The sequence below is a fragment of the Vibrio sp. SCSIO 43132 genome, from assembly GCF_019904195.1.
Lineage (GTDB): Bacteria > Pseudomonadota > Gammaproteobacteria > Enterobacterales > Vibrionaceae > Vibrio > Vibrio nigripulchritudo.
Genome location: NZ_CP063200.1, coordinates 542,199 through 562,077 on the forward strand (window position 1 = coordinate 542,199; position 19,879 = coordinate 562,077).

Consider the following 19,879-nt stretch of genomic DNA (forward strand, 5'->3'; position numbering starts at 1 on the left):
AAAGAGGTTTGTTCAAATTAGTCTGCTGGACCAATTTGAGAAGCTAAGTAACCCTTTAGGCTGGAAGCGGCAGCAATCACAAACAAGCCAGCCAGAGTGAATTCGACGTAAACTGCCGTCATGATTCCCTCATTTACAACACCCCGATCCAGTTCATGTAAGCCTAAAAATCCTAATGCCACCAATACAGTTGTGATCATTAAACAAAACTGAACTCTTAAATGCGGTTTGATTATTTGAAACCCTAGAATATTGAAAAACGCCATTCCTAACATCAGCATGGCGGCGCGCTTACCCATAAACAATGCATCTGCATTACCAGGTAAACCTACGTCAGATAAGAACGTAGATGAAGAGAAAAAGAGTAGATTAAACAAGTAAATAAATAACAACGCCGATATTGCAGTTAAAATCTTATAAAGCATAAATGCACCTCAATCTTTTGTTAAATCCAATTCTGGAGTCAGTTGTTGTTTAAATTATGTTCAATGATTTAATGAAAACACTATCGACAAATAAGATCAATATTAATTTTATATATATAGTGTTTTCTGTTTTCTGTTTTCTGTTTTCTGTTTTCTGTTTTCTGTTTTCTGTTTTATGTGAGAGATAAGGTCAAACCATCGTTAAGAAGGGTAACACCGCAACAGATGCTAGACATACGTAGATAGCAGCGATTGATAAGAAAAGTATGAAGAAGTGCTGAAAGGGGAGTTTTGATTCTTTTGGTGAGGATTAGATGTTCAGATTGCCATCTTAATCGACGACAATCCGAACTGTGTTTTAGAGTTAATTAAGGTCAGCTTGCTCGGTCTGACTGGTATTCGGAGAGTTGAATTTTGCTTGATTGGTCAATACAAGCAAAAACAGCACAACCATCAGCGATGCGGCGAACCAATATGGGAAGCTTTGATTGCTCTGGTACAACACGGTGGCAATAATAGGAACCAAAATAGAAGAAAGCCCTTGGACTGCCGAGATTGTACCTGCAGCTGCACCTTGCTCATCCTTCCCTACCGAATTGGCAGTGATTGCTTGTATTGTCGGAAACAGTAGCCCCAGCCCAAAAGCCATGAATACGTAACCCGCAATAAGAGCTAAGGCAGAGTGTGCGACGGAAACGATACACAAACCAGCAACAGAAGCGATAGGACCAATTATACAACTCTTGAGCAATAAATTGCCTTGGCTTTTAGCTAACATGCCCTGCGTGATTACCAATGTAATCCCTGTGATTGTCAGAACAATTCCCGAGAGTTGCGCTGTCTCTTCTGCTGTGTCTCGGATACGATCCAACACAAGAAAACCTATGATGATTTGAGCGGTGATAACAGCAAACATACAGATAAACATTGCGATTGCAGGAAAACGAAGCCGAGGATCGAAAAAGCTAATTGTGTTTTCTGGCGGCACAATGTTTGTTTGTGTTTCGGGCAGGCGGATTTTAATGAAAATCCATGCTATGACGGGGAATATTGATAATACGTAGAGTGGTAGCGTTAGCGAGTACTGAGATAGCCACCCTCCCAGAGCGGGACCAGCAACTAAGCCAATAGCACTAGCCGCCCCAATACTAGCCATCGCGCTTTGTCGCTCCTTTGCTGTGGTGATGTCTGCTACAAACGCAGTGCTGACAGGTGCAATAGCTGCCAAAAACAATCCAACCAGAGCACGGGCAACGATCATACCAACCAGTATGACGAATGTATTGAAAGTTGCTTGTAAAGATAAGTCCAACCATATCGTCATAAGTATAAAGGAGATGGCGTAACCTAAAGTAGCGATCAGCAATACAGGTTTTCGACCTTTTCGGTCACTGGTCGTACCCCATTTCTTAGCACTGAGCAACCACGTAATGCCCGACATGGCTACCACAAGCCCTCCGTGCCATTCCAATAGTCCCACTTCACGAATAATAGGGCCGATCACTGGAATGATCGACATCATTGCAGTCATGCAAACCGCATTTAATATAAATAACTGCTTGAGAGGGCTCATAATATTGATTTCCATATCAAAATGACAAAAACATCTTGTTGAATATACAAGCTATAAATTTCTATTAAAAGGAATTAATGAAAAAGATTCTCATTATCAATTTTGAGGTGCATAAAGGACTTGTTGACAACCTAACGGGAACAATACCCATATAGCATTCTGCTGAAATGACCTTAGTTAGACGGGTTGATAGCTCGTAGTGACTACCTAGTCACCAGAGTGCTATCTTTCTATCAAGGTGATGATACAACCTTTCGTTGGATAAGCTCGATGAACCCTTCCAAGAGTGAGCCCTACGCTAAATTATCGAGTGATATAAATTCGAATGGTGTACGGTTTGGTGGGAAATGACTTGTAACTAAATTTTTATTCGTAAGCGTTGTTTGATCGGTGTTGAACTATTACTCAATATTAATTGAATGGGATTCTTATGATGTATTTCAATCCATTGTCAGATTTTACCTGAATACTGCCCTCCAACGCCCATATAACGGTCATATAAATAATTGTCGCACTAAATCCTAAATGTTTATCAATTCTTTTGGTTGTGAAGAAAGGGTCAAAAATCTTTTCCAAGTTATTGAATTCCATTCCTACACCATTGTCTTGATAAATTATATTCATTTCTTTACCAATATTTTTAAATTCAATGTCGATAGCCCTACTTTTTATTCCTTCAAATGCGTGATCTATGGAGTTTTCAATTAATTTATCAAATAATTTGAAAATAAGTTTTTTCTTTGTCGGAACAGTAATGTTGTCGCAAGATAAATTCACTGTTACATCGTTCTTTTCAAGGAGTTTTTCATTTGACTCAACAACACTATTCATGAGTTCACAAAGATCGACTTCTTCTGTATCCGATATATCATGCACGGGTAATGTTTTAAATGCTGTAACCAGTTGATTTAATTTACTTAGATTGGTTGTAACTAGCTGTGAGATGTCTTTATCTTGGTCAATCCAATCACTAATATCATCTCGTTTAATGGTATTTGATTCTAGCTTAACGTTCATTTTTTCCGCGTGGTCCAGCAAATGGCTACTCGCTGTTACGCACACACCTATCGGCGTGTTCATTTCGTGCGCCACCCCCATGATAATATTGATCATAGATGATAATAACTGCGCACGATATTTCTCTTTCTGCGCTTGTATCATTGACAATACACTCTTAACGCGAACGAGCACTTCCCGAGACCGGAATGGCTTGGTTATATAATCATGCCCGCCAGCAGCAAACGCTTCTTCTATAGAGTTAGTATCTGAATTTGCGCTAATGAATATAATAGGGATTTCACTTAATTCTGGGTCTGATTTAATTTTTGTGCAGGCTTCAATACCACTAATTCCTGGCATGTTAATATCCATTAAAATGAGATCAGGAAGAAACTTAGCTGCGCTCTTTATGGCCATTTCACCGCTTATCGCGACTCTTATGTTGTAGCCTTCACCTACTAATATGGACTCTAAAAGTTTTAAATTAGCAGGCGTATCATCTACTATCATAATTTCGTTCATTCGAACTACCCCCAGTCCGCGATAGTTAATTTATTGGATTTTCGATGGAATTTAATCTATCCAAAATCTTCGCTAGTTCAAAACTCTCCAACATCTCTATTAACCATTTTGACTCGTTGGTTAAATCCGATGGTAAATCTACGCACAATTTGATTGCATTCTCGGTATCCCCTATCTCAACAAACTCGACGAGCGCGATGCGCTGATCGTCTGGCAGTAATCTCAAGTTGACATCTTGATACTCTATATTGTCGCCAGATCTGTCCTTATTAGAGCTTGATTCGACAATGGAATGTTCTAGATGCTTGAGCAAACAGCTAATCAATGTTTGTTTTGCCAGAGGTTTAGTTAATAGGTCATTACAGACTTTGAGTAGGTCTTTTTGTTCTTCAACCATCGCAGAGGCAGTCACCATAACCAACGGCATACAGTTGGAACCCATGTCCTCTCTGAGTTTAATGCACAACTCTTGACCATCAACAACAGGCATTTTGAGATCAGTTAAGATCAAATCTGGATTGAAATCATGAACTTTATCTAAAGCATCCTGCCCATGTTTTGCTTCTAGAATGTCAAACTTCCAGTCAGATAAATAACTTGAAATCAGATTTCTATTGTGTGGAATGTCATCAACAATCATGATCTTGGCGGGTTCGAAGAGTATTTCTTCAAAATCGATAGTTGAGCTCTCAGTGGCGAATTCGGTTAATTCTGCGCTGCACTTTTCGACATCAGGTATCATTATGCTAAAACATGAACCCTTATTTTCTCCCTCACTGGAAACATTGATTGTACCGCCCATCAAATGGACAATTTCTAGGGTAATGGCCAGCCCAAGACCCGTCCCTCCATATTCTGAACTTTTTTGCCCAGATATTTGCTCAAAAGCGTGAAAAATACGTTCCTGCTGGGATTTTGGAATGCCTTTCCCCGTATCGACAATGTCGATATAGATATTAACTTTGGCTTCATTGCTTGAAGCTGAAGTTCTGACCTTAACCGTGACACTGCCATCGCGGGTAAACTTGACGGCATTACTACACAGGTTAATCAAAACTTGTTTTAGCTTTAACGTGTCTAGCAACACGCATTCTTCTATGTCATCACTGAGTTGTATTTCAAACAGGATATCGCGCTCACTGGCTTGCTGGTAAAAGAAGCTGTGCAGTTCGTTTAAGAGGCGTTTGAGTGAAGTAGGGTTGTACTCAAGTTCCATTTTTCCCGACTCAATTTTAGCGAGATCGAGGACAGAGTTGATTAAAGCAAGCAAGGTATTACCAGCAGTGTTAATGGCCGTTAGGTAACTAATGCTTTTGCTGTCGTGCATTTGGGTCTTTAGCATTTCAGAAAAACCCAGCACGGCATTTAGTGGTGTTCGTAATTCATGCGACATGTTAGATAAAAACTGGCTCTTTGCTTGATTGGCGCGTTCCGCTTCATCTTTCGACATCTCCGCCTTTTTTCGAGCCTCTTCTGACTGCATCTGCGCTACTGACAGTTCCGCTGTACGCTCCTTAACACGTTTTTCAAGGTCCTGATTTAATCTTTGAATGTCACCAAGCATTGTCACTCTTAGAATTGCCGTGATCCCCATTCTGAAAAGAGTCGAGATAAATTCATTACCTATATGTTGTCGTTGAATGGTTCCTTCTTTGCCTGTGGCATCGAAGATGGCAATGACGCTGTCTTCATGAACCATAGGCATGCAGCATCTCAGCTCATCTCCATCCTGAGCAAACTCTACTTGTTTATGCTTGATTGAATCCGACATTAGGGTGTCGATGCTTTTGATTTCACCAAAATCTTTGCAGAACTGCTTATTTTCTTCGTCCCAAATGAATATTTTGCAAGAATCCAAGTGCAAATAATCTACGAGTACCTTTTGAATAATGGAAAGTATGTAAAGTTTTGATTGTTCTCGATTATCCGAGGAAATAAACTCTGAAAGCTCTTCTCCTGTTGTGTTTAAGGTATTTAAATTAGATATCTTTTTGCGAATGGAATCCCGCATAATCTCAAAACTATTGGCGAGACTTCCTATTTCATCTTCTCTCTCTGTCTCAATGTCATAAGATAAATTCCCTTTGGCTAATTCATCAGAAGATGTTTTTAGCTTTTGTAAGGGATTAATAATGACAATCATAAGAATCATATAAATAGCGACGTACAGTACTGTAAAAAGAACAATACTTTCGATAACGGTGGTGATGATTAAGTCTGTTAATTTATCTCTTAAAAATTTCTTCGTTACATAGACTTTTGCAACACCCATTATTTCATCATCGGCTGAATCGTCTGACCCCACCGAATTAAATAATATCGTTACTTCTTTATGATAAAGGTCTTCGCTAGTATTTTGAAAATCTTCACTAATGTTGACTAGATTCCAGTCTTTATTTCGGGTTTGACCATGGGTAACGTACGTGTTGGTTGCGTCTTTGATAAGGATTGAATGAACCTCTTTGTCATTCATTTCTGTTGTGATGATCTGATATACCTGGTCACCATAAAAATTGTAGAGCAATTTCCCTAACCCTAGCGATAATCGAGTTAGGGTGGCTTCCATTTTTTCTTCAACTTGTCTTTCCAGTTCTTTTTCAGACTGGTAGTAATTAAACACGCCCAATATAGAACTTATAATAATGAAAACTATAAGAAGGGGGACTCCAAACTTGCTACGAATACTATTGAATAAATTGGAATTTTTCATATTTTGAATTCTTCGTAGTTAATACAACGTATACCCCAGTAGCTTGTTATTTAGGCGTTGCCATAAGTGTAGTGCCAGTTAAAAGCCCCTCACATCATTCAGCGTGTATACATTTTTTTCCTTTTCTAGGTTGGCTATTGCCTGGGTCGCCCCTTGATTAAGAACGTCTACCGAAGACCAGATTGCGCCCTTAAAATCGGGGTTTTGCTTTAGGAATTCTTCTACTGCTGCTTGCGCTTCTTGTACAGATTGGTCCGAAAGAGCGATCTGAGTTCTGCCTTTAACATCAAGGTTGTCGTACGTTTTTAATACCGCATCCATAATCCTTGCTCTTCTTCGGGAAGCAACATTATCGTCCGCCGTAATAACCAATAATTCCGTCTTGCTATTTTTTGTCATTTTGTCAAACAGAAGTGGAGTGATTAACGCTGACAATGTGTAGTCGTTTATGGTTAATCCGTCATTCACTTCCAACCCCCAGCGCCCATCAAGCGTAGGCCAGGAAGAGGAGTCGCTGTATTGTTGAGAAAACTCTCCTGATTCGCTCCAGGGGAATTTACCAACAGGTGGGAGGTTATCTTGAGTGACCAGAATTGTAGGGACGTACAGGTTATATGGCACAACATCACCGCAATACACTTTCTCAGTTTCGGTGTCTTTGTTGAAAATGTCGTTCATGCAGTCCGCCACCTGTCTGCCCATCATCTCAAAGTTCTGAGACTCTGTTGCCAGAAAAGGTGGTCTCTGTCTGATCATGTCAAACGTCCATTTGTTTCCGTCAATACCTGTGGTGTATACGCTATTCCCTTTTCTTGCTTTCAAAATAGCTTGTGTAGCGCCAGCGGCAGGCTCGTCCCATGCAGCCCATACCGATCCGTCGAAGTCAGGGTTATTGCTTAAGTAGTCTGACACGAAGTTTCTCGAATCCTGCACTTGTCCGGGGATACTGGTGTGATGCATTTTGACTAATTCTATTTCTGGGTATTCAGCCAGAATGGCTTCCATTATGTCCGTTCTTTTTCGAATACCATGATGATCTAGCCAGGTAATGCCTAACAGTTCTTTCTTGTTATCAGTAAGCATTTTGTCAAATAAATATTTTGTTACTCTCGCGGACAAAAAGTAGTTATTTGAAGTGATATTTGTGACAACGTCTTTGTGGAATCCAGCATCACCATTTATCACTGGAATGCCTGCCTTTTTGGCTTTTAAGAGTGCAGACTCGATTAAGTTTGGATCCAACATGTCGTTGAAAATGGCATCAACATCGCGTTCTATGAATTCCTCAAAATATTGGTCTGCCTTACTATAATCGCCAAAAATTTCGGCTTTAATGACATTCCAGCCATATTCTTTGGCTCGTAATGAAAACGAATTACCAAATCTAAGCATCGTATTTGATTGAAAATCAACTGTAATGATGGCAACAGTCTTTTGCTTTTCGGCTGCCATCGAAAACAGAGGATTTAATAAAAAGACTGTGAAGATTATCGTTAGTAGCTTAGCTTTAGGATTCCACATTTATATACCCGCTTTCATATTTTCGTTTAAGGAAATAGCCTTAAAAATCTTTGCATTCTTACCTAAACTGAACGCAATAATTATTTGTGAAATCCGCTATTTTTCTAGGTTATGTTGTCTAAACAGCGATGAGGAAAACACATTTAAAAAGATAGTTTAGGTTGATTTAAAACGCCAACCATAGAGACAATAGGATAAGAAGTATTATATCGGTTACCGCGTTTTTTTATGTCTGTTCACACACTTATCGCGACTCACATGGAACCGAAAAAGTTAGGGAGATTGAGCTTTTACAAAAAGAGGGCTTTGGTATAAATCCTTACTGCAGGATCAAGCGTTGGTGTAGCAAATCGGGTGCCACAGTATTTTAATGAACTCTCATCAGCCAAATAGCTAAATGGGAAGCAGTTATTACCCAGTTACCTGAACAATGTTTGTCGGTCCTGTTATGCCTGCGCCGCCGGTACTCTCGATATTGTTATCTATGGCAGTACCTAAGATCTGAACATGCTCGGCATACCGACCCAAGTAAAACCCGTATCGCTGCCAATGACCTCGATTACTTTCATTTTTATCGTAAGCACTGCATGTGATTAGCTGAATGTGTTCGCCCCAGGGGATATGGAACCCATCAAAGTCAGCCGACGGATCATCCGATTGCCAACTATTGGAATCGGCATGGCAACTTGTCAGAGAGTTTGGACCAGCATCGATATAAAAACCATGTCCACTATTATCTTGAGCCTCGCAAACACTGTACATTCCGCGCACGCTGCGGATATTCCATCCGTTTAACCCCGAGTACCAAGCTTTGCAATTGGTGAAATGATTGTTTGCATGGTCTACATAGAAGCCATGACCCGCGCTGCTTCCAGCATCGCATTGATGGTACATACCGTCGGGTGAAGCTATGAAAAACCCATGAGCTTTGTTTCCCTCGGCAGCCCCTTCATCTCCGACATTGTAAACACGTATGTTGGATGCTTTTGTGGCGCGCATATAACTTCCCGCCACATGAAAACCATGTTGATTTGTTTCGTATATATAAATGTCTTCGAAGTGATGGATTGCGTCAGAACCCTCATCAAAGTCACCTTTTGAGTTAATGTGGTAGTAAATGCCCTGAACGTTTGCCCCATTGTAGCGATTGCCGTTAATGCTTAAGAATCCTACTCGTGATTTATGTATACGAGAATTCAATGGTTCAATCACTGCGCCTTGCTCACCATCCTGGGAGGTCCATGTGTCCACTGCCTTAAGAATCGTTGCCCGACCGCTACCGAGTAAAGTAGTGCGGTGGCGCATCTTGATAGCCCCTTTACAAACGTAGGTTCCGGGTGTCAGATGAACCACTCCACCTTTACTTCCTAAATCCGCCAAAGCTTGATTGATAAAGTTCTGATCGTTTCTTCCATTGCAAACATAATGTGCAGCCTCTTTGTCTCGGGCACTGGCATTTTTTGCCGCTACAATCAGACCGAAAAAGTGGTCGGAATCTGAACTTGTTTTTTGCGTAGCACGGCTTTCTTGTGGTTTATGCTCGTTGGCATTGGTTAGCTGACTGATAAACGTAGTGCTGCCAACGCCTGCTAGCCCTATACGTTTAAGAAATTTTCTTCTGTTCATTAGCTTTCCCTGTTGGTGTATTCATGAGTCAAAAACTTTGATGAGTACCACCATAAAAGCTCCGCCTGACCTACGACACCTCAACAACCTTGACGAGAATAAATGGTGGCAACGTTTACTCAACATCGAGTTCAGGAAGATGATTTATGATAATCACGAGAGAAAAAGCTTGTTAAGAGAGGGGAGTGGATAATCACTTAAGTTCTTATAAAAGAAACGGACTCTGTTATTAGGGGATGAATTAACTTTGTTGTTCAAAACTTAATTTCCCGCCACCCAGTATTTGGGTGGCAATATCTTTCTAGAGCTTAACCTTAGCAACAAGTTTTCGAATAAACAGCTTCAAATTATTCACTAAATTATTTGGTGCGCACTAACAATATGAACAGTCATCATCAGGGCTGTAGTAGAGGTACTCTGATTTGGTGGAGTCCCACCGAAAATATGAGATATGAGTATCAATGCATTGTTTTATGTCATCTATTACGTCTTGCACTTGGTCTTTCTTAATGATTTGAATATTAGCAATTCGATGGTAAAAAACAGTCCAGGAAACAACAGCGTGATCCCATCGAACGCCACCATCGTCACTGGTTGTGAATATGTAGCGCGGTGGATCTATTTTCCTGGTATGCTCCCACTCTTTGGCAATTAGTTTGTCTAACCCTTGGCTGCCAGCTTCACAGGAAGATAATGATACAAAGACTTCTCCGTCGTAATCATTCATGTCTGTAAAGATTGGTTTCATTGCTTCGAATACTTCTCGCCATCTGAGAAAATCGCTACCAAATTCTATTCCCTTTTTATTGCCGTGTGCTGAAATGTGGATACATAACGGCATGAGTTCTTCACCTCTCGGACCATGGCTAGAGTCGATGGAAGAGATGTAGTTGCAATACTTGATAAGATCTTTTTCCGAATAGGCGATAAATTTGGCGACTTTGTGGCCGAAAATTTTACACACTTGCTCTAGTGCTTCAGCCTCCGAGCGTTCGTTAAGCAAATCCATAGGGTCAACACATTCAATAATAAAAAGCCTGATTTTGTTGTACATTTTTCTAACTGATAACGTGGTCTTAATTTAATTGACAGGAGAGTAAATTAAGGAGGTAGGTGTGAGGAGAAACTATTTTTATTAGAGTAAAAATTGCGACAGAAGTAACAGTATCAGTATGGATTATACGCTTTCTTCGGCGTTGTTTTTCGCAGCTCCATTGCTTTTAGACACTCTTCCTAACTAAACATACTTTTCTTAATATCGTTCTATATATTGAAATACCAATGAATAAACTCATTCCAAGAAAACCATATTCTTTCTGGCTGATTTGGTTTTTCATTTGATGCACTGAATAGCAAAACACGATGACTCTTTAAGTCGTAAAAATAACAAGATTGCGCTTCCAAGTTGGTAATTGGTATGCAGTTATCTCCGACTGGAAATGAAGATTGAGCGCTAGAGAGAAGCAACGAATAGTCTGAATTGATAATAAACCAAGGAAGGTGGAGCAGTTCGATATGTCGACTTTTAAACGTCGGTCCGTCTTCCACGTGTAGGTAAAATTGCGCTATAGAACTTTGCAATTCTATCCCATATGAACTCAACGCTTTTTGATAGTCTTGAGTAGTTTCATCAAACCACCACGATTGCGATTTAAAGAACTGAACAGATTGTTTATCTAACATGTTTCTTCCCAAAGCTAACCAAAGAAAAAGCCCATAAAAGCGCACAGCTGGTCCTCTGGAAGGATCTCGCGAAGCTTTTGGTTGATATCAGCTAGATACTCTTCCTTATACTCTAGAGTGTCTTCGTTTAATACTTCAAAGTTATATTTCTTGTATTGAATATCAATAGCGGTATGTATGGATTGGAAAAAGTCTTCCAGGTTATCGGCGATTAACTTCGGATTTCCGCTCTCATAGGCAGCCCAAACCGCAGCCTGTTCACTTGTGGTATTCACCATAACGGGTTCATCGTCAAACAGTGCAATTACAACACAATCTTGATCCCACCCATTACATGGCTGCCCATTTGCGAGAGTGCGATAGCCCATTTGTGCTTCAGCTAGATTAGAAAAGGTAATGAAATACAAAACGGAGCTTCCAACCTCTAAGCATGTGCCAACTGTTGGACCCTTTGTAGAATAGTATTGTTCTAGTCGAACATTTGAAGGCAGATCTGTAAACCATTCAACAGAATGATTTTCTTGAAAGCCGCCGCGTTGTTCATGAGATTGCATCAATTCGTTTATTTTGTTTAAAGTAGAGTTGATTGGCACCTGATTGACCCCTATAACGTTATCCACTGAAGGTGAAGAAATTAACGGTAACAAAAACGATACTATTACCAATAGTTTAAGTGATGGGATAAACTCAATTTACTATATTTGGTAGCGCTTCTTTCAGCTCGTCAAGTTGCCTCTTATTGGCTTTTATCCATACTCTCTCTAAATTACGCATTGATGTTAGGGTATCTATTGTTTTTTCATGCTTAATTACATTGGTATCACTTAGGTATAGTGCCAATATACTGCTGTTTCCATGTAATGCCTCAATATTTAGTAACTGCTTATTGCTACTCATATCTAATATTTTAATATCTTCAAGAGAATGCATAATCGGGTCTATATTTAATTTAGGACATTTATTTAAAGATAAAAATTTTAAATTTTCGATATTTCCAGTGATTTTGGAAAGCTTACTAGCGTGAGATATACTTAACGCCTCGATAGACTCAGAAAGCAAATTAACAGATTCTAAAGATCGAACGATTGATAAGCTTAAAGATTTTGATTTAAATATCTCAATATTGTCTATTTTGGAGTTGAATATACTTACGTGATCATTGTTTTCAATTGATTCTGAAGGTAAATTTTGCTCTAGATACCCCTTACGTATGAAAGCTCTTATTGCTATCCAATTGTCTTTAGACCACTGAACTTCGTTAATAAACTCAAGTACAGGGTCTAAAGAAGTAAAAGTTGGTAACGAGCTTTCCCATGTTTTCCAGTCTGATACACCTTTAGGCGCAGATTCTATGTAATTTTTAAAAGTTGAAATATTCATACTGAAAATCAGAGAACCTAACTAATTAATAATACTCGGTTGTACTAATTGATTCAAACAATACGATTGATTGCTTCCGCGAGTATCTACTTTAGATTTTTAAAAATTATGACTTTACTTTCTTGAATTCTAGGCCTTTAAGGTTTGAACACATATCTTTTATATTTTGGTTAATTATTATGTAGCCATTTTTCTCTTTAATTCTAAAGATAGGGGAATTTCCTATTTTTTTAGTGTCAATGTACAAGTCAATAATTCTCATTGACTGTGTTCCGCTTCTATACTTTTTATATTTTATCTCAGATCTTTCAGTATCAACACACTCATAGCTATTTATAACAAATAGAGCTGAGAAATCTGAATTACTGTTCCCACTTTCATCTATTATTTTTGCTGGGAAAGTTACTATGTCTTTCTCTAGAAATTCTGAAAACACAGATATTAGCTTTCTACTTACAAGAGGTAGACCTATAGTAGGTAGGATATCGTATTCATTGATTTTATTATCTATTTTCTCGATTTCATAAATTAGCTCTTTGCCCTGAGGGATTTTTCCGTTAAGAGCGTCAACATAATCTACTTCATTATTATCAGAGTAGTTGAAACAAACATCTTTAAAATAGAAATCTTGCAAATCAAAGTACATGACTTTCTCCATCAGTGTTTATATTTTTTAACCACATACAGCTTTACCTTGTCTAAGGTTTTGACGAGTTTCTCTACGTAGATCGTCGACTGCATCTTTATATTGTTGCTGGCTCCATTTTTCTTCTTTTCCAATCGCTGAAATTTCATCGAGCTCCGCTCTCATATCTCTATTGTATTGTGCATGCGCTTTGTTCCAACCATTATGTACACTCCTTGTTGGATGTATGGAACGATCTTTTGGAAGGTAGATTAAGTTCTTAGTGCCATCTATGTCAAAGCCTGCCGATTTTAATGCTGGGTGAGCTTTCATAGATCTGGGTATAACGTGGTGGTTTTGGTATCCGCTGATCTTAGGCATGTTAGTGTAATTCCAACCAGAAGCTGGTTGTGTTTTGCCGAGAACTAAACCAGAAGGATCCACCCAATCCATCGGATTGTGCACGTACGCTTGTGGTCTTAAACCACCAGCAAATCCGATGGGGTCTGAGCTTAAATACTGACCGCTGTCTGTATCGTAGTAGCGGTGCCGATTGTAGTAAAGCCCCGTTTCTCGGTCGTAAATCTGCCCTTGGTAACGCAAGTCACATTCAATTGGGTCGTTAGCCGCATCACTGGCGTATTTCTTTAACAAGCCTTGTTGATGTTGCTGCTTATAGCCACCCCAAACTTCATGCTGCCCCCGCCAGATGATGTCACCTTGTTCGCTGCACAGCTCACGTGGCGTACCAGCGTGATCGGTCACCACATAGCTGAGTGCCGACGTGCCAAGCACGTTATCGGTATTGATTTGCGCCAGTGGTCGGAAACTGTCGGGTTCATACACCCATTCAATGGTGCTGAGGGCCGTGCCATCCGCACACACTTTCTGCTGCTGAATCAGGTTGTCACCGTCCCACAAGTAATGCAGGTTAGCTTGTTCGGTCTGGCTTTGCTCGCACTCTTTTGCGATGCGCCTTCCAAAAGGGTCATAACGATATCGCCAACGTTCTTGGTTGGGCAGTTCGACTTTAATTAACTGATCAAAGGCGTTCCAGACGAACTTGGTGCTTTTCGCTCTGTAACCATTCTGCTGCTCGATTTTTTCTATAACCCGACCGCATTCATCGTAGCGATAGGTGTAAGGACCTTTTTTCTCAACCCTGCCCGCACGGTCGTACTGGTGTGTGTGCTTCTCTTCGCGCTTTTGGGCGAGCTCAATTACGTTGTCAGCTAGCGGTAGAGTGCTTTGCTGGTTGAGGTTGAAATCGCTGTCGTAGCCGAAGAGCTGAACCTGAGTCGCCTTATCTTTCCAGGATTTTGTTTGCCGCACTTCGCTGATTTGACCATTCGGATTCAAGCGAAGGTCGGTTTTACCGAAGTAAGATTCATCGATGCCGACCAGGCGGTCGAGGGCGTCGTATTGATACTTACGCAGTAAATATCGGTCTCTCGGCTGCGCGGCAAGGTCGGCGGTTTGCTCGTTCAAAAAACCAAGCTGCTGATGTTCCAGTAAGCCCGTTTTGCTCCACTGATGGTGTAGCCTGAATCCGTTCTGGTTGTCCCTTAAGGTTTCAAAGCCCGCCTTGCTGTGGTTAAAATTTAGAGGTTGATGGCTGCCAATGCCTAATTGTTGGAGTTGTCCTTTCTGCCATAGCAACTCTAACGGTGTGTTTGTCCCTTCTAACGATTCGCGAATGCCCGCGCTGTCGTAGCGGTGTGTCAGGGTTTGCCCATTCAGCGTTTCTTTAATGACCTGTCCGGAAGCGTTGTATTCAAACCCAACCCAAGCGTCGCCATTCTCTGCGCTAAGAAGGCGAGAAGCCTCATCGTACTCAAACCATGTTTTACTCGTGGCATTGCCTTCGTGGTCGAAGGTTTGTATCTCGGCAAGCTGACCGCTTTCGTTGTAGTCGTACTGCAGCACATGGTCATTGGGTTTGGTTTGAGAAACAATTCGACCCGCGGCATCGTAGCCGAAATGGTGTTTGCGCCCGTCGTAGTGACGCTCAGTTTTCACTCGCCCTAGGGCATCAAATTCGTATCGCCATTGGTGTCCCTTACTGTTGGTCACACCCGCGAATTCGGTTTCCACGTTGTAATGGTAGTGGGTAGTCGCGCCTAATGGGTCGGTGGCAGACGCCAATTTATCGAATGCGCCATATTCATAGCGAGAGACATTACCAAGGGCATCAGTAATGGCGGTGATGTTGCCTTCAATATCGTACTCGAATTGGGTTTTCGACCCGTCTTCATACTCAACTTGGTAAGGAGATAAGCTATTGCCTTTGTAGTACCAGCGCCGGGTAAGTTGCTCATCACTTGTGCGTTTCACCAATCGACATTGTTTGTCGTAGTAAAAGGTAAATCCAACTCCGTTGTCGGGGGAAACCCGTTCCAGCATCCCCTGAGAGTTGTAGCCATAGCGTGTTTCTGAACCATCGGGCAAAGTTGTCAGTGTTCGCTGACCTAGCGCGTTGTATTCATGTCGCCACTCACGAGAATCGGGATCTTGTACCGACACCAGTGAGCCAGCCGAGTTATAAGCGTAATGCCACGTACTCGCCAGTGGGTCCGAGTAGCTCAGCAGCTGTCCGTTTTCATCGTAGGAATAGGTATGAACCTGCCCATTAGGCTCGGTGACCCGAGTGACGTTACCCCAATCGTCGTATTCGTATTCGGTGCGCTGACCTAAAGGATTGGTTATAGCGATTAAATTATCAAAATCCCATTCTTGAGTAGTTTGGTTCCCATCAGGATCTACGATTTTTAAAATTCTATTTTTTTTATCGCGATAATATTCAGTTACACCACCAAAAGAACTTTTATAGTAGGTTATTCCTTTGTTGTCATCATATCTAACTTGATCATTCCAATAGCCTTCTGCACTGCGAGTTGCTATTGCCCTGCCTTTTTCATCATATTCATGTTCTACCCAAGTATTAGATAAGTCATCCCATCGGGTTAACCAACCTTCGTCAGAATACTGGTAGTTAAAGTTTCTTCCTTCGCTAGCTCTTACAGAAACTAAGCGCCCACGCTTATCATAGCTATAGCTAGCTATCGTTTGAATGAACTGTTTGTTTTCAGTCAACAAGTCTAGTTTATGTATACGTCGATTTTTGGTGTGAACCTTAATAAGCCTATTATTGGAAAGTACTATCCATTTTAAGGTTCCCCTATCACTTAAGAAGTGAATCTTATTACCACTACGATCTGATATTTTGGTTAATCGAAGCTGATTACCCAAAGCATGCCCAAAATGCAGGTTTATTCCAGTTCTGCTCTTTAAAACCATTTCTTCATTTGTTCGGTACAAACGTAATTCTGGTTTAAGAGAAGAACTAGTGGATTCACTTTCTTTTGGAATCAAAAATGTAGCCGTAGAATAGTCTATGTCTACAAATGTTGCTAAGTTGCCATTTATTTGTAGGTAAATATCCCAGTTACTTCTCCATTGAGAACCTAATAATCCAACTTCTTTTGTACCATTAGAGTGGTAGTAGCGTTTATGCTCGATAGATAATAGGCCAGGTAAGTTAAAATCTTGCCTCACTTCATAGACTTTGCCTGTGGACATATCAATTGGTTCACCACGACCATTACAAACTCCAGAACATGCTTCTTTATCAGCGTGTTGAGCATCAGAAGCGCTTCCATTTTTTGTAGAAGAATTTTGCCGTTCTCTTCCCGCATTGGTGTTTTCAGGCTTTTTAGCCGACCCTTTCTTCTTCGCCGTACCTGTCACGCGCGTTACGACTTTCCCAATAAACTCTTTTACTTTATTGGTGAGCCAGGCAATCATGTCAGCCACCTTTTCAGACAGCTTTTTCATGGCATTAATCATGCCTTGAAAGGCGTCTTTCATTAGCCTGATGATCCATGATGCGCCGTCTTTGAGAGCCTGAACAAGACCAGCGATGATCTTGTCGATCAAATCGACCGCTTTCTTGCCGTACTCTTGCAGCTTAGAACCAAAGTCAGACAGGTATCTGACCACGTTTCCGTTGGACAAGCTTCGAATGGTTTTAATGGCAAGTTGGATGGCTGCTGAATCGGATTTACGCAGTGCATCAATGACCGCATTACCGGTTTTTTTCACTGCATCACCTAAGCCAGGAACAAAGCCGATACCAATCAATGCGCCAGAAGCCCAGTGCCAAGTATCGAGATCTTTACCTTCGTAGGTTTTCCAACCCCAATCACCCAGGTCGTACAAATCCATGGCTTGCCCGACAACAGGAACAAACCCAAGGGCAATCTGGCAAAAAAGAAGGATGGCAGAATTGTCCTGAGACTGACCCGCGACTTCTGCAGCCAGGCTGGTATGAATGTTTTTGACCGCAACACGAAGATCTCTGGGACCTTCGTTTATCTTTTCATTTAGCTCCCAAAAACGCCGATACGCCGGGTCGTATTTGTCTTCCACACTCCAGGTACCAAACCAGCCTTCGTCATCAATATCGATAAATGCATCAGAGCTGTCATCCTTGTCATAAGTTAGGATTTTTTCTCGACTCAGAATGCTGTAAAGCGAGAAGTATTCTCCCGCAATCGCGGCATGAATTGGGTTGTGTTGAAGAGAAGGGTTGTTCGCGATCGCTTCCTCTGGGCTGAATTCATCGCTGCCTTCATCAAGCAATAACTCGAATCCACCACAGCCCATGTTTTCGATCTTGCAAAGCCCTTTATCGTCAGTGGTGCCCTCGATATCGGTGCCATTACTGTCTTTCAGAATAAATGGAGCATTAGGCACTGGCTTTTCGTCATCGTAGTGATAGCGGATGAACACCTCGCAGCCGCACTCGACACAGCCGCCAGAAAGCACGTTGTCGGTCGAGAAATTCTGCTCGGCAGCTTCTGCGCTGCTCATAAGCTGTGTTTTTCTGTCCTGACTCATCCTTTCGGCTCCTTATCCAGTTCTTCTAAAGCTCGTTGATACAGCATATCCATGCGGGACTGAGTACCAATCGCCGCAGGTTTTTTAAGTTGTTGTTTTGCCCATGGGGTTTCAACAAATTGCTCACCAAATACCGTGGCTAAGCTCAAATAGCGAACGACATCTTTTTCTGTGTTGAACTTGAGTTGGTTAGCAGTATCGATGTTGCGAAGTAAAAAAGAGGAGAGGTCTTCATCGCTCCAGTTTTTTACTTCGCCGTGATGTTTCTTTAAATGATCCGCGTATTTCTTATGCTGGTGGCGATGCGCAAACGCTCTGAGAGCCGAGTTTTGAGTTTCACTAATAAGCTGCGGTGAGCGGTGTGCAAGGGTTTGCTGCGCTTTGGCTTTCAACCTAATTTGCTGAACGTCATCTTGATCTTTGTGCCAGTAAGCAAAGGCTTCTATTGGACCAAACAGAGAGGTGAGCTCTACGTCGTTGCTGGCATTCAGTAAAACTTGTAAGACATCCCAGTCGGAAAGGCGCAGAAGCATTGGACCCTGATCTCCGCTCTCTTTTGGCGGTTCAATAAACGTCCACTCACGAATATGATTTAAGAGATAAAATAACGGGTTTTCGTATTTTGCTTTATCTTCATTCAGGGTGAGGATAATCCCCCAATTAGGCTGGAAGGCGATCGTCTCTTCAAAATCTTCCCAGCTATCCAATTTCAACAAATAGGGTGAAATGGACGCATGAACCCTACCCATTTCCCCCCAATACAGGCAGTTTTCTTGGTTTTCAGAAGGGCTTTCATTTAGCGCTTTGTCTGCCAATGTTCTGACCTGAGGGTTGATGACAGATTCAGCCAGCACAAATATTGGTTTGTCTTGAGCGTTTTCCTGCCATTGGGCAAGCGGAACTCTGTCAAAGATAAGGGGGTGGGAATCAGTCATTGCTTAACTCCGCATGACCTTCGATGCCTAACCAGCCTTCTTGTTTATATTCATTCAGTAAATCAGGTTCCCGTCGCGATCGTTCATGAAAATGTTTGATTGACTCGCGAAGAGGGTACTGACGCAGAAGTTTTTGAAAATCAGGGTGATTATCAAAATGGCTACTTAAATAAAACCGGTACATAGCGTAGGTTTCGTGAGCGAGTGAAGACTCGTCGGGGAATTTCTCAATGGCGATAGAGAGACCTTCCCAAAATCTTTCCCGCACATTGACGTAGGGCAAAAGCCAACCGTATCTAGGAGCGAGTTCTTCGTGAAGTTTGCAAGCTAAGGCATTCACACGTTTTTCGTAAAAGAGAGCGTCGTACTGAGTTTGTGTCAGTGTTAGTTGGATGAACGCTTTTTGCGATTCTATCTGTTGTTCGTTTAACCAAGCTTGATCGGATATTTTGACCAGTGCCTGGGTTTTCTCTGGAGAGTGCGGAGCATATAAAGAATCGTGCTGACCGCTAAAAGCTGATTGCTGATTTGAAGTAAAGACTCGCCACAATTTTTGGAGCACTGAAAAGTCGTAGAAACGCAAGATAGCCTGATCCCCGTTTGGGTAAATGCAGGTTAGCCACTTAGCCCAATGTGCCTGGATGTCATTCAGTGAGCCCGGATAAACGCCAACCAAACCAAAGCGAAGAAACGCGTCACCCTGCTCAAGCAACCAATGGAAAAGCGTTTCTCCGGGGTTGCCGTTTTCTATCTCAATGAGTAATGGGGAAAACTCAAGAAGCTGGTGATATTCCGTATCTCGGTAAAGAGGGATAGATCGAGCATCGTGACGACCAGAAAAAGCATTCCAGAACTCATCCAATTTAGGAAACAGCTGTTTGTCGACAAGTAAATAAAGAGTGCCAGTCGTATTCGACATAATATCGAACAGCGATACGCTTTTAGTTTCTATATCGTCGTTGGAAGATTCTGGCATCATAA

The 19,879-nt window shown here is 41.5% G+C and carries 14 protein-coding genes; all 14 read right to left on the reverse strand.

The features are described from left to right. Window positions 1–17: 17 nt before the first annotated feature. The 14 genes from INR79_RS20510 to INR79_RS20575 all read right to left on the reverse strand — a co-directional run bounded on the left by INR79_RS20510 (window position 18) and on the right by INR79_RS20575 (window position 19,877). On the reverse strand, window positions 18–425 hold the full coding sequence (locus tag INR79_RS20510) for a hypothetical protein (RefSeq protein ID WP_045965620.1): 408 nt from the start codon (window positions 423–425) through the stop codon (window positions 18–20). Between the two features lie 364 nt (window positions 426–789). After that, the gene (locus INR79_RS20515; RefSeq protein WP_223099568.1) at window positions 790–1,998 is read right to left on the reverse strand and encodes an MFS transporter; all 1,209 of its coding nucleotides are present in this window, start codon (window positions 1,996–1,998) and stop codon (window positions 790–792) included. Between the two features lie 411 nt (window positions 1,999–2,409). Next, window positions 2,410–3,519: a hybrid sensor histidine kinase/response regulator gene (locus INR79_RS20520; RefSeq protein WP_223099570.1), complete on the reverse strand. Its 1,110-nt coding sequence runs from the start codon at window positions 3,517–3,519 to the stop codon at window positions 2,410–2,412. Between the two features lie 25 nt (window positions 3,520–3,544). Continuing rightward, window positions 3,545–6,229, reverse strand: a complete 2,685-nt coding sequence (locus INR79_RS20525) for an ATP-binding protein (protein WP_223099572.1) — start codon at window positions 6,227–6,229, stop codon at window positions 3,545–3,547. 78 nt (window positions 6,230–6,307) lie between these two features. Continuing rightward, on the reverse strand, window positions 6,308–7,750 hold the full coding sequence (locus tag INR79_RS20530) for a substrate-binding domain-containing protein (RefSeq protein WP_223099574.1): 1,443 nt from the start codon (window positions 7,748–7,750) through the stop codon (window positions 6,308–6,310). Between the two features lie 411 nt (window positions 7,751–8,161). Then, entirely contained in the window at window positions 8,162–9,376 is a 1,215-nt protein-coding gene (locus tag INR79_RS20535) for a glycosyl hydrolase family 28-related protein (RefSeq protein ID WP_223099576.1), read from the reverse strand. Window positions 9,377–9,749: 373 nt separating this feature from the next. Further along, window positions 9,750–10,430 (reverse strand): hypothetical protein, encoded by a 681-nt coding sequence (locus tag INR79_RS20540; protein WP_223099578.1) that lies wholly within the window; start codon window positions 10,428–10,430, stop codon window positions 9,750–9,752. Window positions 10,431–10,639: 209 nt separating this feature from the next. Further along, the gene (locus tag INR79_RS20545) at window positions 10,640–11,059 is read right to left on the reverse strand and encodes a hypothetical protein (protein ID WP_223099580.1); all 420 of its coding nucleotides are present in this window, start codon (window positions 11,057–11,059) and stop codon (window positions 10,640–10,642) included. A gap of 14 nt (window positions 11,060–11,073) precedes the next feature. After that, on the reverse strand, window positions 11,074–11,652 hold the full coding sequence (locus INR79_RS20550; protein WP_223099582.1) for a hypothetical protein: 579 nt from the start codon (window positions 11,650–11,652) through the stop codon (window positions 11,074–11,076). Window positions 11,653–11,746: 94 nt separating this feature from the next. Next, entirely contained in the window at window positions 11,747–12,439 is a 693-nt protein-coding gene (locus tag INR79_RS20555) for a hypothetical protein (protein WP_223099584.1), read from the reverse strand. A gap of 106 nt (window positions 12,440–12,545) precedes the next feature. Next, window positions 12,546–13,085 carry an imm11 family protein gene (locus tag INR79_RS20560; RefSeq protein WP_223099586.1) on the reverse strand — a complete coding sequence of 180 codons (540 nt, stop codon included), beginning with the start codon at window positions 13,083–13,085 and terminating at the stop codon, window positions 12,546–12,548. A gap of 27 nt (window positions 13,086–13,112) precedes the next feature. Next, a complete protein-coding gene (locus INR79_RS20565) occupies window positions 13,113–17,963 on the reverse strand; it encodes an RHS repeat-associated core domain-containing protein (protein ID WP_223099588.1) in 4,851 nt (1,616 codons plus the stop codon). Next, window positions 17,960–18,898, reverse strand: coding sequence for a DUF4123 domain-containing protein (locus INR79_RS20570; RefSeq protein WP_223099590.1), 939 nt, complete (start codon window positions 18,896–18,898; stop codon window positions 17,960–17,962). Before INR79_RS20570 ends, INR79_RS20565 begins: the two co-directional genes overlap by 4 nt. Beyond that, window positions 18,891–19,877 (reverse strand): DUF4123 domain-containing protein, encoded by a 987-nt coding sequence (locus INR79_RS20575; protein ID WP_223099592.1) that lies wholly within the window; start codon window positions 19,875–19,877, stop codon window positions 18,891–18,893. Before INR79_RS20575 ends, INR79_RS20570 begins: the two co-directional genes overlap by 8 nt. Between the last annotated feature and the right edge of the window lie 2 nt (window positions 19,878–19,879).

Coding starts and splice junctions, on each gene's coding strand:
- INR79_RS20510 (WP_045965620.1), bottom strand. CDS start 425: ATGCTTTATAAGATTTTAACTGCAATATCGGCGTTGTTATTTATTTAC.
- INR79_RS20515 (WP_223099568.1), bottom strand. CDS start 1,998: ATGAGCCCTCTCAAGCAGTTATTTATATTAAATGCGGTTTGCATGACT.
- INR79_RS20520 (WP_223099570.1), bottom strand. CDS start 3,519: ATGAACGAAATTATGATAGTAGATGATACGCCTGCTAATTTAAAACTT.
- INR79_RS20525 (WP_223099572.1), bottom strand. CDS start 6,229: ATGAAAAATTCCAATTTATTCAATAGTATTCGTAGCAAGTTTGGAGTC.
- INR79_RS20530 (WP_223099574.1), bottom strand. CDS start 7,750: ATGTGGAATCCTAAAGCTAAGCTACTAACGATAATCTTCACAGTCTTT.
- INR79_RS20535 (WP_223099576.1), bottom strand. CDS start 9,376: ATGAACAGAAGAAAATTTCTTAAACGTATAGGGCTAGCAGGCGTTGGC.
- INR79_RS20540 (WP_223099578.1), bottom strand. CDS start 10,430: ATGTACAACAAAATCAGGCTTTTTATTATTGAATGTGTTGACCCTATG.
- INR79_RS20545 (WP_223099580.1), bottom strand. CDS start 11,059: ATGTTAGATAAACAATCTGTTCAGTTCTTTAAATCGCAATCGTGGTGG.
- INR79_RS20555 (WP_223099584.1), bottom strand. CDS start 12,439: ATGAATATTTCAACTTTTAAAAATTACATAGAATCTGCGCCTAAAGGT.
- INR79_RS20560 (WP_223099586.1), bottom strand. CDS start 13,085: ATGTACTTTGATTTGCAAGATTTCTATTTTAAAGATGTTTGTTTCAAC.
- INR79_RS20565 (WP_223099588.1), bottom strand. CDS start 17,963: ATGAGTCAGGACAGAAAAACACAGCTTATGAGCAGCGCAGAAGCTGCC.
- INR79_RS20570 (WP_223099590.1), bottom strand. CDS start 18,898: ATGACTGATTCCCACCCCCTTATCTTTGACAGAGTTCCGCTTGCCCAA.
- INR79_RS20575 (WP_223099592.1), bottom strand. CDS start 19,877: ATGATGCCAGAATCTTCCAACGACGATATAGAAACTAAAAGCGTATCG.